We start from the raw sequence: 15,140 nt of genomic DNA, 5'->3' as shown, positions 1-15,140 counted from the left end.
AGCAAAGTAGGAAGCGGTTATTATTAATTAGTAAACAAATCCTTCACAAAAGAGCACCTCCTTTGGTGCTCTTTTTTTCTTTATACGTTTTCCATAGGAGAAAATTGACTAATTACAATTTTTCGTATCAATTTTCAATAGATTCATCGATGTATAGCTATAGTTTTATCAGTGTAAGGCTAAATATGCTAAGCTTATAAAGATGACAAAGCTTCAAAAAAAGCCTAACATAGTGGAAAAAGCTTTATGAAAATCAAAGTTGGAGTAATAGGCTGCTTAGGCAGAATGGGTAAGAAAATACTCAATGAATTAATTACGAATACCAAAGTGGAAATAGCAGGTGCTGTTGCTCGCTTGGGCAGTGAGTATATAGGCTTAGATATTGGGCCTATTGTAGGCAATAATTGCAATTTAGGAATCAAAGTTACAAGTTCCATTAATGAGGTATTTGAATCGTCCGATGTTGTAATAGATTTTACAACTAAAGAATGTATGCTAGAATGCCTTAAGGCGGCCGTGAAATTTAAAAAACCGCTAGTTAGTGGCACAACTGGAATAGAAGGTCTAAATTTAAAAGAATATGCTGCTAAAGTTCCAATATTATGGTCAGCAAATATGAGTGTTGGAGTTAATGTGTTGCTGAAATTGGTAAAAGAAGCTGCCAAGCTTTTAGGTAATGAGTATGACGTTGAAATTTGGGAAATGCATCACAATTTAAAAAAGGATTCACCATCTGGAACAGCTATAGAGTTTGGTAAAGCAGTTGCTAACGCTGCAAAAGTGGATTTTGAGCTCAATCAATATTCACATAATAATTCAAATATAAGAGGGAAAGGAGGAATAGGCTTTGCAGTATCTCGTGGAGGTGGAGTAATAGGAGATCACAGTGTTATGTTTGTCAATTCCGATGAACGAGTAGAATTAAATCACAAGGCAATTGATCGTACAACGTTTGCTAGAGGGGCGGTTCAAGCAGCAATATGGTTGTGCGAGAATAAACAGGAAATACCAGGACTTTATTCAATGCAGGATTTAGTATGAGCGATAAATACGCTTTCGTTAAAAATTTAAATCTTTGGTATGGCTCTAAACAAGTTTTATTCGATATAAATTTGAATATTTGCAAAAAGAAAGTCACAACTTTTATCGGACCTTCTGGGTGCGGTAAATCGACATTTTTGCGTTGTTTTAATCGTATGAATGATTACGTACCTGGATGTAGAGCGACTGGTGAACTGGTAATCGATGGGCTGGGTAATATATATTCACGTGATATGGATGTTGTATTGCTCAGAGCAAAAGTTGGTATGGTATTTCAAAAACCCAATCCTTTTCCAAAGTCAATATATGATAATGTTGCTTATGGACCTAAATTGCATGGCATGGTGAAAAATAAGCAAAAATTAGATGAAATAGTAGAAAGTAGTTTAACTAAGGTTGGTTTATGGGAAGAGTTGAAAGATAGATTGCAAGATAGTGCACTAAATTTATCTGGTGGCCAGCAACAAAGATTATGCATTGCTCGTGCAATTGCAGTAAAGCCAACTATTTTATTAATGGATGAACCATGCTCTGCTCTTGATCCAATGGCAACCAATGCAATCGAAAATCTTATACAAGAATTGAAATTGAGGTTCACCATAATTATGGTAACTCATTCGATGAAGCAAGCTAAAAAATTATCTGACAGCATAGTTTTCTTTTGCAATGGCAAGATTGTTGAATTCGGAAGTACTCAAGAAATATTTGAAAATGCTCAATCTCCCTTAACGAAGGAGTATATTCTGGATCATTAGCTTAATAGTTGATATTTTAATTTTTTCTATGTATAATTTTATCAAGTTTGTTGTGATAGGGGGTTAAAATGTTTAGTACAAGTGAAGCAACAAAAAAGTTGTTTAAAGCTATTGAATTTCAAAATGCTAGTGGTGAAAGAATAACACCTGAGGAAGCTTGGAATCATTTTCAACAAGCATTGAAAGAAGGAGCGAATGTTAACGCTTTTGAGGATGGGATGACACCTTTGATGTGCATTGCTTCAGCTTTTGTTACTAGTAATAACGAGGAACATCAATATTTAGAGCTTATGGCTAAGTTGCTTGTAGAGCATAAAAAAATTGATGTAAATATTAAAAGCAAGCAAGCTGTTATTAAGAGAAAACCAAAGGAACATGATGGTTATCCAGTTTACGAATTTGAGGGGAGAGAAGTAGTAGATAAGGATATAAAGGGGTTGTGTATACCTTGACAATTTACAACCTGTTAATGAAGGATTTATACCTCAAAATTATGCTCGTGCAGAGGAGGAAATTAAGACCGGCAAGAAGGAAAAAAATACAGCTCTACACATTGCTTGCAAGTTGGGAAATGTAAACATGATAGAAATATTACTTACACATCCAAATATCAAACCTAATATTAAAAACTATGAAAACAAAAGTCCAAGAAATTGTATTGCAGGACATGTCAAGAAAGCAATAGAACCAGAATTCCTAAAGATAGAAGCAGTCGCTCAAAAAAGGAAACAAACTAATTATGCTTGTGCTTTTTTGTTATCTGGAGTACTTGCTGTTGGTCTATGTTTCACAGTTTATAACCCAGTTCCGTTTGCTGCAACTTCGTTGCTTTTTTTGCAATAGGATGTGGTTGTCTGTATAGAGCAAATACAGTTCTTAAAGATGTAAATTTCTCTCAGGTTGATTTCGAACATGCTAAGTGATTTATCTGTTCAGGTAAGGTGTAATTCCAGCACTTGATGCTGGTTTTCATTTAATCTCATTGAATTTAGCATAAGCTCAGTTTACTTGTAAATTTTTCTGGATCCCAGTGTCAGCTACTAGGATGACAGGAGTATGAAATGGGTCTACTTGACCATTTAGTTGTCTTTTCTCGTCTACCTTATTTTATCACTCTGCTGAACGGATACCTTTATTTTCAATAATTTTGTTAGCAATAATACGGCTTTCAAAATCGATACTTGTTATGTCAGATAGTGATTTAATATCAGAGTACTTGTCAAAATTTTCTATTGTTGATTTTACTACCTCTAATATTTCTAAGAAACCGATTCGTGATTTCAAAAATTCGTTAACAGCCATCTCATTTGCAGCATTGAAAACAATACTGTTTGTATGTGGAGAAGAAGAATTTAACACTTCCATACTGAGCTTTAGTGCAGGAAAACATTTGTGGTCTGGTTCTTGAAAGGTCAATTTTCCTTGCTTTGTTAAATCTAATTTATGATTTAAAGTTGATCTTTCTGGCCAAGATAAAGCATATGCAATGGGAATTTCCATATCAGTTTCTGCAAGCACAGCAAAGCTGAACCCATCTTGATAAACTACAACTCCGTGTACTATCGACTCAGGGTGCACTACTGCTTCAATTCTATTTGGACTAATATTAAACAAATGATGTGCTTCTATTATTTCTAGTGCTTTATTCATCATTGTTGCACTATCAACTGAGATTTTCTTTCCCATTTTCCAAGTAGGGTGACTTAGTGCCTGATTTACTGTGATATTTCTTAATTGTTCAAGGCTATAATTTAAAAATGGTCCACCAGAGGCAGTGAGTATAATCTTTTCTACACATTTATCATCGTTTTGCAAAACTTGAAAAATTGCGTTGTGTTCAGAGTCAATAGGGATTATTTGTACGCTCCTTTCTTTAGCTTTTTTAAGTAGTAACTTACCACCGCAAACAATACTCTCTTTGTTTGCTAGAGCAATAACTTTAGTACCGCTTTCTATAACCTTTATAACTGGATCAAGGCCTGCAATGCCAACTATTGCAATAACTGAGAGATCAACAGGTAGAGAAGCAACATTTGCTAGACCTGGAGCACCAACTTCTACTTTGACGTTTGTACCAAGTAGATCTTCTTTTAAATCTTTGTAGAACCTTTCATCAGAAATGGCAGCATATTTTGCATTAAGCAGTTTTGCTTGGTGTGCTAGTAGAGCAAAGTTAGAATTGGCACTTAGTGCTTCCACCTGATATTCTTCCTTTCTCTTTGAGAGCAAATCTACAGTCTTTTTTCCAATGCTTCCTGTTGATCCTAAAACTGAAACTTTTTTCACTAATTACAATAAAATCTTCTTAGTTATTTAGTAACCAAGCTCATGATCATCACCAACAGATGGTGAAGGACCAGGTGAAAAAGATTGGCCATGATGATCACCTGCATCATGCATATCATGCAAACCATCAGCACTTTGAGCCATTTCATTGCTAGCGTGGGGATAATCATCCGGATGATGCCCCTCATCACCGTAGTCCATACCCATTCCTTCTGATGGCATATCTTCTCCACCACCACCTGAAAAATATTCTGCAAGACTTTCAAGAAATTTTATGCCAAACATATTACCTGATTTCCCAAATAACGTTACTAGACTGCTACCACTGACCAACCCTTCAAACACATTATTATAAGCAGCAATTGCTCCTTCATGAAAGTTGAACATCCACTTCATTCCATCCACAATTGTTGCAACAGAGTCACTATGACCAAGACCGAAACCACTTTTCTCACTAGCGGCTTCCTGGTGTTGCTGCTGTGCCTGCCATTCTGCAATATTTGGACCTTGTGCTTCACTCATAAACTTTTATTCTAAGCCTTAAGCTATTATTTTACCAAAAACACTGTAAAATATCAATTGTTTAAGAGAGGTTATCATAAAAATAGCTAACACTAAGCTATTTTTATGATTCTGATTACTCTATACCAAAACATCGATGATGTGCTGTGGTAACAAAGTGATGACTTGAGGTTTAAGACAGCTTCTATTTCTTCTTAGAAGACTGCTCCTCTCTCTTTCCTTTTTATTTTATTATCTTAATATTAATTTACTCATAAATTATTGACAAGTACTAATAATTTAATCATCATTAATATAATATTAATAATGAGGAAGAAAAATGCTTACTAATAATAATAACACACCATCATCAGCTCCGCCACCACCCCCACCTCTACCACCTGCAGATTGGGGAGAAAATTGGAAGCCAGCGAAAAATAACGATAAAAATGAAAACACTCTTGGTAGTACTCCATCAAAAACCAGCAATAGCACTCAATTAAAAAGAGGTCCATCTGAGGTTACTAATCCAAATTTGCTTGAAGATTTGAAAAATAAGATAAAACACAGGAAAGAAGAAGAAAAAGAAAATAATGCGAGTGACAAAACTGCAAATAAAGGAAGCAAGAATAGTATTCATGTTAAGAATCCAGAAACCAGAAATAGCGCTCAGTCAAAAGAAGAAGATAATGCGAGTGACAAAACTAAAAATGACAGAAGCAATACTAAACAGGTTGTGCCGAAAAAACCTATGACTGGACAACATAATGGTGTACAGTCTGATAGTGAAAATCAAAAGTCATCTGTAGCAGAACAAAAAAAGGCAACTGCCTTAAAATATTCAATTGCTATTTTGTTATTGTGTATATCCGGTCCTGTAGCTGGAGTATGCACGTATTTCATCATTTCAGCGGTATTAAGTAGTGCTGCAGTGCCAGTGCTTTTTGCAGTTATTGCTTCTGTTTCTGCATTGGTTATGTTGAGTTCAGCTGCATATCTTATCAATTCACACCTTTCTGCAATAAACAGCGAGAAAAAAGTTGATCCTGGTAGAAAACAATCACAAGATTTACAGAAAGCAAAGGGACTTGAACACAGCAATACTTATACATCATCACTTCCAGTAACGCTTGGAACACCCAGTGCACCGACACCACTTACTCTAAAGAATAATACTACTAATAAATCCATACCCTCAGGATGTGGCAAGCAACAAGGAAGTGGAGATTTGATGGCTGATTTGAACAAAACGCTCAAAAGCCGAAGGAAAGCAATTGATGGAGAGGACGACGTACAACAGCAAAACAACGAAGTATGTCAAAATCAATCACAAGATAGTAGTTTACAGAAAGCAAAAGAACTTGAACATAGCAATACTCCTACACCATCATTTCCAGTAATGTCTGGAACACCCAGTGCACCGCCACCACCACCTCCTCCATTGCCACAAAGTGCTGTTTCACCACCATCTCCTCCTTCAGCTCCAGATGGAATTAATTCATTGAAAAAGACCAATGGTGCTGATAAGCCTGGTGCTGAAGTTAGTAATAACGCTAATCAATCGGATGCTAAAAATGCTATGCTTGCACAGATAAAGCAGGGTGTTAAGTTGAAAAAAGTTGTCGATCAGCCTGAAGCTGCTAAAAAGCCAAGTAATAAAGGAGGTGGAGATCTTATGAAGAATGCATTGGCCACAATGAAGAATTCTCCTCTTCTAGGAGAAGGAACTAAATCCTCAGATAGCAAAAGTGATGACGAAGATGATGATCAAAATCGTACACCCGATAGTGAGTGGGAAGATGAGTCTCCAACCCCGCAATCAGACAGTAACAAAAGAAGCGAGAGTCCTGACAGTGGTCATGAATCTGATGATAATGAAAAATCTAAACCTACATCTCCGTTACATTCTGTGCCAAAAGCAGGTAAGCCACTGGTACCGCCTAAGACTGCTGGTTTACAAACGAAATCTGAAGCTTCTCCTGGAGCACAAGCAAAGAATGTTGACCCAGTGAATAGTGAGGTGGAAAAACCATCTTCTTTGGTTAGTCAAAACATTAATCTTTTTGGTGGAAAAGCACACGCATGTCAACTTAAAAGTGTCACAGATCGAGGTAAGAGAAAGTAGTACACTCTTCTTAAAATAAGTTTACCTACAGGCCTGATTGTATTAAGATTACTTAGTACAATCAGATTTATCAAATGCGTTTATCTCAATATTACCTGCCAACTTTAAAAGAAACCCCGGCTGGTGCTGAAATTATTTCTCATCAATATTTGTTACGTGCGGGCTTAATCAAGCAGACAGCATCTGGAATTTATTCTTGGCTGCCGCTTGGTCTTTTGGTACTTAAAAATATTGAAAATATTATCAGAGATGAAATTGGTGCAATTGAAGTGTTGATGCCTTGTGTGCAGCCAGCAAGTCTTTGGCGAGAGTCAGGACGTTACGATGATTACGGCAAAGAAATGCTACGTATTAAAGATAGGCATGAAAGCGATATGCTTTTTGGTCCAACACATGAGGAGGTGGTAACTGATTTGATTAGAAATACGGTAAAAAGTTACAAAGATTTACCACTTTGTTTATATCAAATTCAGTGGAAGTTTCGTGACGAAGTAAGACCTCGTTATGGCGTTATGAGAGGCAGGGAATTTCTGATGAAGGATGCATACAGTTTTGATGTAGATTACGAAGGTGCACTGAATTCATATAATTTGATGTATAAAACTTACATAAAAATCTTCAAACGCATGGGACTTACTCCAATTGGAGTGAGGGCAGATACAGGACCAATTGGAGGAAATTTAAGTCATGAATTTCATATATTGGCAAGCACCGGTGAGAGCACTTTATATTATGACAATAAATTTTCTGAACTGCTAGAGAGTGAAGATATTGAAAGTCTGAAGAGCATATATGCAGTTGCAGACGATATGCATGATCCTGAAAGTTGTCCTATACCGCAAGAACAGTTAAATGTTAGCAAGGGTATTGAAATAGGGCATATTTTTTATTTTGGTGATAAATATTCGAAACCTATGAAGGCAAGTGTTACTTCTCAAGATGGAAAAAATGTTAACATGCATATGGGTTCGTATGGTATTGGAGTTTCAAGGCTTGTTGGCGCAATAATAGAAGCTTTCCATGATGATAAAGGAATTATCTGGCCAGAGGCAGTAGCTCCTTTTAAAGTTGGTTTGATCAATTTACAAACAAAAGTAACGGAGGCTGCAGATAAAATATACAAAGCTTTGAAAAGCGATGAAGTGCTTTATGATGATACGGACGAAAGTGTAGGAGTGAAATTTGCCAGAATGGATCTGATAGGCTTGCCGTGGCAAATAATTGTTGGAAAAAAAGTAGTAAGTGAAAATACAGTTGAAGTAAAAAATAGAGCAACTGGAGAGGTAGAGGAAATACAAGTTGAAGAAGCAATAAATCGTTTTAGCGCAAAATGATATACGGTATTGGCACTGACATAGTATATATACCCAGAATATTGAGGATATCACAAAAATACGGGGAAAAATTTCTCAATAAAGTCTATACTAAGAAGGAGATAGAGATAAGCAAAAAATATAATAGCCAAGAAGTAAGGGCAAAATATTTTGCTAAACGCTTTGCTGCAAAGGAAGCTTTTGTTAAAGCGCTAGGCACTGGATTCAGCCAAGGAATTATAATGAAAGATATAGAAATATACAGTAATATCAGGGGAAAACCACATCTTGCTATCACAAAGGATTTCATCTCGAAAGACTACAAGATACACCTTTCTCTAAGTGATGATCAAGATTATGCTACTGCGTTTGTTGTAATTTGCGTTGAGTAGATATTGTTTAATACACATACTACATAACATGCTATTTTAATAATAAATTTACTAATAAGTATTAAAATATTAATTTACTAGGAGAAATTTTATGTTTGGAGAAACCAGCAAACTCAACGCAGTAGATACAAAAATTAAATTTAGAGACTTTATTGAAAACACTAACGTGGTAGATTTATGTAAAAAGGAATATTGCATAAGTACATTACATGCAGCACCAAAACGTATAATATCAAATAAGACCATTGAAGAAATATTAGAGAAATTTAACTCAGGCGAAGCATTAGGAAATGACCTTTCATCATGCCAAAGAGAATGCTCGGATTTGAGAAATGCAAAAGCTATCCCAGGTAAAAAAAAATCATCATGCGATAGCCGTTGTAATAAACATTATAACTTAAAAGATAAAGATGAAGGTAAAGATAAAGGTGAAGATTGGTATAAAGAACTCATTAAACCAAAAGTTGAACTTGATTTTTGTAAAAAAAAATGTATCAAAAATGAAGAAGCTATAAAAAGTGCAGCTAAAGAATACTATGAAAATAAAAAAGAAGAAATAGCACAAAAATTATCAGATGATGAGATTGAAAAACATAAAACCCATATAAAGTCATTAATATATAAGAAGTACAATAAATCAATTGAAGAAGCGAATGTAATCAAAGAAGAGCAAGAAAGAAAAATAGACTCATCAGCAAAAGAAACGTTAGTAGTAACTCAAAATGTTGATGCTGAGAAAATGAAACAAGAATTGCTTGATAAAATAAAAGAGCTTATGAGTCCAAAACAAGAATTTTTAAATTTACTTGTTAAAGAGAATTACGTGGTAGATAAAGTATGTAAAAATTATTATTGCAATAAACAAGAAGAAAAAGAACTTTCTAAATGCAATTCAGAATGCGAGGATAGCAAGGAATTTGAGATTCTCAACGACAGAGAGTATAAAGAATGTAAAACAAATTGTCAAAAAGAAAAAGAATCTAAAAAATACGAATGTGAAGGAAGATGTTATTTAAAACAAGAAGATATAAAGAGTGCAGCTAAGGAATACTATCAGGAAATAAAAAATAACACATCAAAAGAAAAATTTGATACCAGTAAAATGGAACAAGGGTTTCTTGATAAAGTACAAATAATTATGGAAAATACATTTCCTTCAGAGTTAGAGTATTCTGTATTATAGTACTGAACTTTGATTAGGTGGGGAATGTAAGAAGTATAGTTTCAAAAATTTTTTTGAAACTATACTTTGACCTACACAGATCGACCTTTCTGTGAATCCTGGTTTCTGCTTTCTTCAACTTGTTTTGCAAAAGACGTCTCTTGTGTGTTCATATGTTGAAGTGGTTTAGCAATTTCGCGCATAACAGCAGCAACTGCAGTTAAAAACGCCTTGAATAATCCACCTAAAACTCCACCAACTGCTTCTCTACCGTACATACGAGCTTGCTTTTCATTGTCATCAGCAGTTTCCCCTGCCCTCCTTCTTGGATCCATTCTATGAGCAATAACTGAAAACAACACCCCCCTAATTGAAGACTTCACTCGTGCTTTTGCCTTCTGAACATCTTCATCACTTGCTACTTCATGTTTTTCCCTACTATTCATTAGCTCCTTTTGTTGTTGAAAACTTAAGATCTCTTCCATCAGTTGTTTCTTTCTCTTTTCCAGAACTCTTTTCTTGGACTCTGATTTATCGCGAGTGTGTTTTGTGGTTTCAAGTTCTACATCAATATCCTCAGATGCTGCTTGGCTATATAAGGTTTCTATGAGCCTATCTATACTTCGCTTTACTTGCATAGTCCTTTCGTAACTATCTAAATTATCAACTCCTTCATCAATTTGACTTAAAATATCCTCGAAAGGTTTTAAATACTCTTTAAATTGCTCTTCGAGCTGATTTTCATTCTTCAAATTCCTTTCTCTTCTGTCATCGCTATTCTCTTCAACATTATCATCACCTTCTTCGAAAAGATCCTCATCGTTCATAATTTTTTTTAATTTATTCCCACTTATTATTATTGTATATGAAAAAATTAAATTAACACTAATGAAAAGTGTTCACAACTTCAGCACTGGCTAAAACTACAGTGAAGCTGTCAAAAATGGCAGGATCATAATATCTCTCATACAATTCAACCGAACACCTGAGTTTTATCTTCTCCTTAGCATTAAAACTAATCTCATAATCATTATTAGAGTTTAACATTGCAGAATTACGCAATAATTCATCAGCCAATACTGAATTTAAAATGCCATTAATTTTTATTGTAATCTTTCTACTTCCAGCACAATCAAGCACTTTTCTCCAGCCAAAAGAGGAAATATCTTTCATCTCCTCTTTGTTATTACGCAAAGTAAACCTTAAGTTTCGTATATTATTCAGCACAACAAAATTATTGTCATGACCTTTAATTTTCAGCTGTAATTTGCTCATCGCTACCTCCTTGTATTAAAATATCAAAATTAATTGTTGAATGTAAAACTTCATCATGCTGATTCATAGCACAATTACTTTCAAAAATGGTCTCACTACTAATGCTCTTTACCACCAAGCTAACATGCTTTATAGCAGCAAGCATGCTGCTTATATGATAAGTATATATGTCGCATGAAAATCTTACTTTTGTAGCAAAATTAGATAGCATATGCAGGTTAACATAATTTACTATGCGCAATCTCAGATAAGGAATAGTAACCTGCTTAGGCAGGTAATCATAGATGTTAGTAACATATTTCTTTAAATCAGAGTTTGCTTTTAATGCTGCATAAATACTATTATACAACTCATTTATAATTTGAATTTTTTCCATCTCACAGATACGGCTAAGAACATTGCAATTTGTAGATAATTTACGTAATAAATGGTCAGTACTTACTGTACGAACATTATCTATCAAGAAGATGTCATCCCATGCCCAGACACTGGTTCACTTTATAATGATGTCATTCCAGTAGCCCTTTCTTGTCATCCAAGTGCTTGACACTGGGATCTAGAAAACTTCACTTTAAATGAGCGCACCAGGTGGCTGTACAATAGAAACTGGATTCCAGACTGGGGATGACACCGAAGGGGCTACTTGAATGACACCATCTGTTGTATCTGCTATTGAATGACAAACAGGAACTACAAAACAACCTTTGGTTCGCGAAATGGAGAATACACCTTCTTCACTTCAGATAAATGGCTACTTACTTCTGATTCACGATTTTTATAGAGAGCAGAAACATGCTGCATAATACCTAGCTTTATTTGCTCAGGAACGCTGTCATAGCCAGCTTCGTATACAACATCAGCCCTTATTATGTTCAAATAATTGAAAAATTCAATATAGCTTCCTATATCACTAAAATAATAACTAAGTTTTCTATTCTTATCAGTAGCCAATATTATTTTATTCACAGGACCATAGCTTAAATAGATTCTACGAGGTATATAACCTTCATATGAAACTTGCCACGTTTGCTTTACTAGAGACTTTTCCATATGCCACTGAGCATAATCAGTTGCCATAAAAATAAAACTTGAAATCAACTTATCATCTTGATCATTTTCAATTCGTAAAAAAGATTTAACCTCTCCTAAAGTTACTGGAAAAGATTTAGGCTTAGACTTACGTTGTATATTTATAATTGGATACTTTAGTCTTGTTGACATAACAACCCTCCTTTTCTATATATAGCTCAAATAAGTAAGACTTATCCATAAAAAATCTTACTTATTTTAGTTATCACTTAATATTAAATTGCAGCAGCAACTCTATCGTACAAGTATATTGAGAAGAGAACGTATTAACGCTGTTTCTCCTTTTTTATTGATCAAGTTTACTAAGCCGGATTTTAGTAGATTGACATTCTGAGAATGAATGTTATTGAAAGTGGAGTTTATTTCTTTAGCAAGTAGACTGCGAAATTTCTGCACACTTTCATATGCGATATTTTCAAGTTCATGTGCAAACTTATCTTGAGCTACAGCTGATATGTCTTCAACTTTCTCATTGAACTCTTCTAGCTTTCTTTCCTTACCTTTAAAATTTTTCGTAAAAGTTTTCATATTAATTGGCCTCAACTATTCTTATAATTATAATGACAATAAAAAGACTACCGAAGTAAAAAATTAGCACTACAATACTGCAAACAACAGCAGCACACCAAACCGGTTCACTTTATAGCGTAAATTCAAGTATGTCATTCAAGTAGCCCCTTTGATGTCATTCCAGCGCGTGACGCTGGAATCGAGTCTTTCAACCGTTGTGTTTTAGCATAAAGCAACTACTTTTGTGCTTACCAACCTAATAAAATTTCTGGATGCCAGTGTCTGGGCATTGACCATTTGCTGTATTCAAAAATGAATGTTCGTACAATTATGTGTCACGTGCTGGAACATAAGGTGTCATTCAAGTAGCCCCTTTTTTCTCATCCCAGTGCCCAGACACTGAGATCCAGGAACCAGCGTCACGCGCTGGAATGACACCCTCTATACAAACGTACTGTTTTAAACGTTTTATAAGCCCGTTTCAGCTTATATTAGGTAGAAATTATTGTGAAGACATAAAGTGCACATAGCGGAAAGATTTATAAGACGCCAACTGTATAATACTTTTGTCGTTTAATCTGAACAGATTGAAGGTAATAAAACACTTTGAATTTTATAGTAAGGAAGCTGAAAGATTTGTCAAGTAGTTTTCTTATCTTTTACAGGCATAATTTACATGCTACAATCAAATTTTCATAACTGGTGAACAAAAATGCAAAGAGATAAAATTAAAGTAGAAATAAAAAAGTTATCACATGGCGAAAGCCTGCCTCTTCCCTGTTATGCAACTATGCAGAGTGCTGGCATGGATCTTTATGCTGCATTGGACGACTCTGTTATTTTAAATCCACTTGAAAGGTTACTTATTCCAACTGGCATTGTAATTGCAATACCAAACGGTTTTGAAGGACAAGTTCGCCCACGTTCTGGGCTTGCTGCAAAACATGGAATCACTGTCTTAAATTCTCCGGGCACTATAGACTCCGATTATCGAGGTGAAGTTAAAGTTTGCCTAATCAATCTAAGTAATCAGCCATATGAAATAAAAAGAGGAGATAGAATCGCACAAATCCTCATCACTCCTGTATCTCAGGTAATTTGGGATGACAGAGAAGAATTCTGCACAGAAGAAACCGTCCGCAATGAAGGGGGCTTTGGATCAAGCGGTAGGTAGTTTTTTATATGTAAGTTGACTGTATTGATTTTTTTATATGTAATATTAATATATTATTAACTTATTTTAAGAGGAAATTATGTCAATTTTAAAAACCCACTGTCATAAAACAAACATTGCAATTGTAGCGCTTACTTCTCTGTATGTTATAGGCACAGCAGTAGCACTTTCAACACCGTATTGGGTGTCTTCAACTTCGATTTTAGCGCCAATTGCAGTTTTTGCAGCTACACCACTTGAAATAAGTGTTTTAGCATTTGCTGCTGTTGCACTGGCTAGTTTAGCAATATATTCCATGACTAAAACTCGGGTAGTTTCTATTATAAAAAAGACAGGAGCAGTTGTGTTAAAAGTCAATAGAAAAATACTAAAAATAAATTTTTACTTAGTGGACTATAAAGCCAAAGATGCTTTTAACACATTTTACGTAATTTAAGTTGTAGTATTTGATTTGAATTCTTTTAAGAAGTGTGGATGTGGATAAGTGCTTTCAGTCTGTGTAAGCGCACTTATCCACAACTACACTAATTTTCAATCTAAGCAGCTTTAGGGCTATATTCCTCAGTAAAAACCCTGCCATCTCTGATTAAAGAGTTAGCAAGGATAAGTAATTTTCTCATGGCAGCAGTAGAAGCAACTTTATATGGTTTTTTGTATTGATCGTATAGCCTATCAAAGAAGATTCTTATATAAGAATTGTACTTTTGTGCACTAAGAACACACATATGTAAAACTGTTCTAATCTGTGATCTACCACCTTGAATACATCTTTTTCCTTTACTAAAACCACTATCTCGATTAAAAGGTGCAACTCCAGAAAGGCTAGATATTTCTTTATGTCGGAGAGTTCCTAATTCTGGTAGATAACAGATCATAGTAATAGCTAAGATTCTACCTGCTCCTGGCATACTAGTTATTGATATGTATTTTTCTTTAAGCTCTTGACTTTGCTCAATCAATGTTATCATCTCGTCTTCTAAAACTTGAATTTGACTTTGCAAAATGGCAAGTAGTTCTTCCATTTGTTTGATTATGGATATATCAGTTACTTGATGAGCTTGAGTTTTTTGTATTTTTGCCATTTCCACTAATTGATTTCTGCGAGATAACTTTTGCTTCAAACTGTCAATATTACTAACCTTTAAAGGAGTAACACGCATATCTGTATTATTGATATAACGTGAGATGATGCTGCAGTCTATTTTATCAGTTTTAGTAGCGATACCAAGGCTTTTTGCATAATCTCTAACCCATCTAGGTTGAATAACATATACTTCGAAACCATGGCTTAGTAAAGTATAAGCACATAATTTTTCGTACCCACCAGTTGCTTCAAGTCCAACTTTGGTTACATTATGCAAACGTAAAAAGTCGAGTATTTGATCAATAGCTTGAACGTCATTTTCAAATACTTTATAATGTCCAAGTGGATGAATGTGGATATCTAGCTTATTTTTGCTAACATCAATGCCAGCAATGATATTTGATGAATTCATAATTCCTCCGTAAGAATAATA

Annotated in this window: 18 protein-coding genes and 1 pseudogene; 11 read left to right on the top strand and 8 right to left on the bottom strand. The window is 34.8% G+C overall.

Annotation, left to right across the window (positions count from 1 at the left end; translation table 11 throughout):
• Positions 1 to 246 precede the first annotated feature (246 nt).
• The 4 genes from dapB to OOT12_RS02795 all read left to right on the top strand — a co-directional run bounded on the left by dapB (position 247) and on the right by OOT12_RS02795 (position 2,639).
• Positions 247 to 1,041, top strand: a complete 795-nt coding sequence (dapB, locus tag OOT12_RS02810) for a 4-hydroxy-tetrahydrodipicolinate reductase (RefSeq protein ID WP_264374698.1) — start codon at positions 247 to 249, stop codon at positions 1,039 to 1,041.
• A complete protein-coding gene (gene pstB / locus OOT12_RS02805; RefSeq protein WP_010401422.1) occupies positions 1,038 to 1,796 on the top strand; it encodes a phosphate ABC transporter ATP-binding protein PstB in 759 nt (252 codons plus the stop codon). Before dapB ends, pstB begins: the two co-directional genes overlap by 4 nt.
• A 68-nt stretch (positions 1,797 to 1,864) precedes the next feature.
• Entirely contained in the window at positions 1,865 to 2,248 is a 384-nt protein-coding gene (locus OOT12_RS02800) for an ankyrin repeat domain-containing protein (RefSeq protein WP_264685374.1), read from the top strand.
• A 112-nt stretch (positions 2,249 to 2,360) separates the two neighbouring features.
• Entirely contained in the window at positions 2,361 to 2,639 is a 279-nt protein-coding gene (locus OOT12_RS02795; protein WP_264376287.1) for a hypothetical protein, read from the top strand.
• A gap of 267 nt (positions 2,640 to 2,906) precedes the next feature.
• Here OOT12_RS02795 and dxr read toward each other — a convergent pair whose 3' ends face one another.
• Together dxr and OOT12_RS02785 are read right to left on the bottom strand one after the other, a co-directional pair.
• Complete coding sequence (gene dxr, locus OOT12_RS02790; RefSeq protein WP_264374696.1) at positions 2,907 to 4,082, bottom strand: 1-deoxy-D-xylulose-5-phosphate reductoisomerase; 1,176 nt, start codon at positions 4,080 to 4,082, stop codon at positions 2,907 to 2,909.
• A 27-nt stretch (positions 4,083 to 4,109) separates the two neighbouring features.
• Complete coding sequence (locus OOT12_RS02785; RefSeq protein WP_264374695.1) at positions 4,110 to 4,604, bottom strand: hypothetical protein; 495 nt, start codon at positions 4,602 to 4,604, stop codon at positions 4,110 to 4,112.
• Positions 4,605 to 4,923: 319 nt separating this feature from the next.
• On the opposite strand from OOT12_RS02785, the gene OOT12_RS02780 reads away from it, so the two are divergent.
• From OOT12_RS02780 to OOT12_RS02765, 4 genes are all read left to right on the top strand, one after another.
• Complete coding sequence (locus OOT12_RS02780; protein ID WP_264374694.1) at positions 4,924 to 6,708, top strand: WH2 domain-containing protein; 1,785 nt, start codon at positions 4,924 to 4,926, stop codon at positions 6,706 to 6,708.
• Between the two features lie 74 nt (positions 6,709 to 6,782).
• The gene (gene proS / locus OOT12_RS02775; RefSeq protein ID WP_264374693.1) at positions 6,783 to 8,042 is read left to right on the top strand and encodes a proline--tRNA ligase; all 1,260 of its coding nucleotides are present in this window, start codon (positions 6,783 to 6,785) and stop codon (positions 8,040 to 8,042) included.
• A complete protein-coding gene (locus OOT12_RS02770; RefSeq protein WP_007302804.1) occupies positions 8,039 to 8,413 on the top strand; it encodes a holo-[acyl-carrier-protein] synthase in 375 nt (124 codons plus the stop codon). The genes proS and OOT12_RS02770 overlap by 4 nt, the downstream gene beginning before the upstream one ends.
• 91 nt (positions 8,414 to 8,504) lie before the next feature.
• Positions 8,505 to 9,596, top strand: coding sequence for a hypothetical protein (locus tag OOT12_RS02765; protein WP_264374692.1), 1,092 nt, complete (start codon positions 8,505 to 8,507; stop codon positions 9,594 to 9,596).
• A 71-nt stretch (positions 9,597 to 9,667) separates the two neighbouring features.
• On the opposite strand, the gene OOT12_RS02760 is transcribed toward OOT12_RS02765, so the two are convergent.
• From OOT12_RS02760 to gp17, 3 genes are read right to left on the bottom strand one after another with little or no spacing between them, the layout of a single operon-like run.
• On the bottom strand, positions 9,668 to 10,402 hold the full coding sequence (locus OOT12_RS02760) for a hypothetical protein (protein WP_264374691.1): 735 nt from the start codon (positions 10,400 to 10,402) through the stop codon (positions 9,668 to 9,670).
• A 58-nt stretch (positions 10,403 to 10,460) separates the two neighbouring features.
• Positions 10,461 to 10,850: a phage tail protein gene (locus OOT12_RS02755; RefSeq protein ID WP_264376289.1), complete on the bottom strand. Its 390-nt coding sequence runs from the start codon at positions 10,848 to 10,850 to the stop codon at positions 10,461 to 10,463.
• Positions 10,825 to 11,226, bottom strand: a complete 402-nt coding sequence (gene gp17 / locus OOT12_RS02750; protein WP_264374690.1) for a tail completion protein gp17 — start codon at positions 11,224 to 11,226, stop codon at positions 10,825 to 10,827. The genes OOT12_RS02755 and gp17 overlap by 26 nt, the downstream gene beginning before the upstream one ends.
• A gap of 171 nt (positions 11,227 to 11,397) precedes the next feature.
• Here gp17 and OOT12_RS07455 point away from each other — a divergent pair.
• Positions 11,398 to 11,466 (top strand): annotated as a pseudogene (locus OOT12_RS07455) (WPE palindromic element domain-containing protein); the annotation flags it as partial.
• 74 nt (positions 11,467 to 11,540) lie between these two features.
• On the opposite strand, the gene OOT12_RS02745 reads toward OOT12_RS07455, so the two are convergent.
• Together OOT12_RS02745 and OOT12_RS02740 are read right to left on the bottom strand one after the other, a co-directional pair.
• Entirely contained in the window at positions 11,541 to 12,071 is a 531-nt protein-coding gene (locus tag OOT12_RS02745) for a head-tail connector protein (RefSeq protein ID WP_010401151.1), read from the bottom strand.
• Positions 12,072 to 12,173: 102 nt separating this feature from the next.
• Positions 12,174 to 12,467, bottom strand: a complete 294-nt coding sequence (locus OOT12_RS02740) for a hypothetical protein (RefSeq protein ID WP_063631247.1) — start codon at positions 12,465 to 12,467, stop codon at positions 12,174 to 12,176.
• Positions 12,468 to 13,161: 694 nt separating this feature from the next.
• Here OOT12_RS02740 and dut point away from each other — a divergent pair.
• A complete protein-coding gene (gene dut / locus OOT12_RS02735) occupies positions 13,162 to 13,623 on the top strand; it encodes a dUTP diphosphatase (protein WP_264376290.1) in 462 nt (153 codons plus the stop codon).
• 79 nt (positions 13,624 to 13,702) lie between these two features.
• The gene (locus OOT12_RS02730; protein WP_264376291.1) at positions 13,703 to 14,059 is read left to right on the top strand and encodes a hypothetical protein; all 357 of its coding nucleotides are present in this window, start codon (positions 13,703 to 13,705) and stop codon (positions 14,057 to 14,059) included.
• Between the two features lie 100 nt (positions 14,060 to 14,159).
• Here OOT12_RS02730 and OOT12_RS02725 read toward each other — a convergent pair whose 3' ends face one another.
• Positions 14,160 to 15,119, bottom strand: a complete 960-nt coding sequence (locus tag OOT12_RS02725) for an IS110 family RNA-guided transposase (RefSeq protein ID WP_264688607.1) — start codon at positions 15,117 to 15,119, stop codon at positions 14,160 to 14,162.
• Between the last annotated feature and the right edge of the window lie 21 nt (positions 15,120 to 15,140).

Origin of the sequence: Wolbachia endosymbiont (group B) of Parapoynx stratiotata (assembly GCF_947250635.1) — a bacterium.
In the GTDB taxonomy this organism is placed as follows: Bacteria; Pseudomonadota; Alphaproteobacteria; order Rickettsiales; family Anaplasmataceae; genus Wolbachia.
Note: the sequence above shows the minus strand (reverse complement) of the source record. Positions and strands in the feature narration are given on the sequence as shown.

Bases quoted from the DNA above. Each gene is read 5' to 3' on its own strand.
- dapB (WP_264374698.1), top strand. From the start codon at position 247: ATGAAAATCAAAGTTGGAGTAATAGGCTGCTTAGGCAGAATGGGTAAG.
- pstB (WP_010401422.1), top strand. From the start codon at position 1,038: ATGAGCGATAAATACGCTTTCGTTAAAAATTTAAATCTTTGGTATGGC.
- OOT12_RS02800 (WP_264685374.1), top strand. From the start codon at position 1,865: ATGTTTAGTACAAGTGAAGCAACAAAAAAGTTGTTTAAAGCTATTGAA.
- OOT12_RS02785 (WP_264374695.1), bottom strand. From the start codon at position 4,604: ATGAGTGAAGCACAAGGTCCAAATATTGCAGAATGGCAGGCACAGCAG.
- OOT12_RS02780 (WP_264374694.1), top strand. From the start codon at position 4,924: ATGCTTACTAATAATAATAACACACCATCATCAGCTCCGCCACCACCC.
- proS (WP_264374693.1), top strand. From the start codon at position 6,783: ATGCGTTTATCTCAATATTACCTGCCAACTTTAAAAGAAACCCCGGCT.
- OOT12_RS02770 (WP_007302804.1), top strand. From the start codon at position 8,039: ATGATATACGGTATTGGCACTGACATAGTATATATACCCAGAATATTG.
- OOT12_RS02765 (WP_264374692.1), top strand. From the start codon at position 8,505: ATGTTTGGAGAAACCAGCAAACTCAACGCAGTAGATACAAAAATTAAA.
- OOT12_RS02760 (WP_264374691.1), bottom strand. From the start codon at position 10,402: ATGAACGATGAGGATCTTTTCGAAGAAGGTGATGATAATGTTGAAGAG.
- OOT12_RS02755 (WP_264376289.1), bottom strand. From the start codon at position 10,850: ATGAGCAAATTACAGCTGAAAATTAAAGGTCATGACAATAATTTTGTT.
- gp17 (WP_264374690.1), bottom strand. From the start codon at position 11,226: ATGGAAAAAATTCAAATTATAAATGAGTTGTATAATAGTATTTATGCA.
- OOT12_RS02745 (WP_010401151.1), bottom strand. From the start codon at position 12,071: ATGTCAACAAGACTAAAGTATCCAATTATAAATATACAACGTAAGTCT.
- OOT12_RS02740 (WP_063631247.1), bottom strand. From the start codon at position 12,467: ATGAAAACTTTTACGAAAAATTTTAAAGGTAAGGAAAGAAAGCTAGAA.
- dut (WP_264376290.1), top strand. From the start codon at position 13,162: ATGCAAAGAGATAAAATTAAAGTAGAAATAAAAAAGTTATCACATGGC.
- OOT12_RS02730 (WP_264376291.1), top strand. From the start codon at position 13,703: ATGTCAATTTTAAAAACCCACTGTCATAAAACAAACATTGCAATTGTA.
- OOT12_RS02725 (WP_264688607.1), bottom strand. From the start codon at position 15,119: ATGAATTCATCAAATATCATTGCTGGCATTGATGTTAGCAAAAATAAG.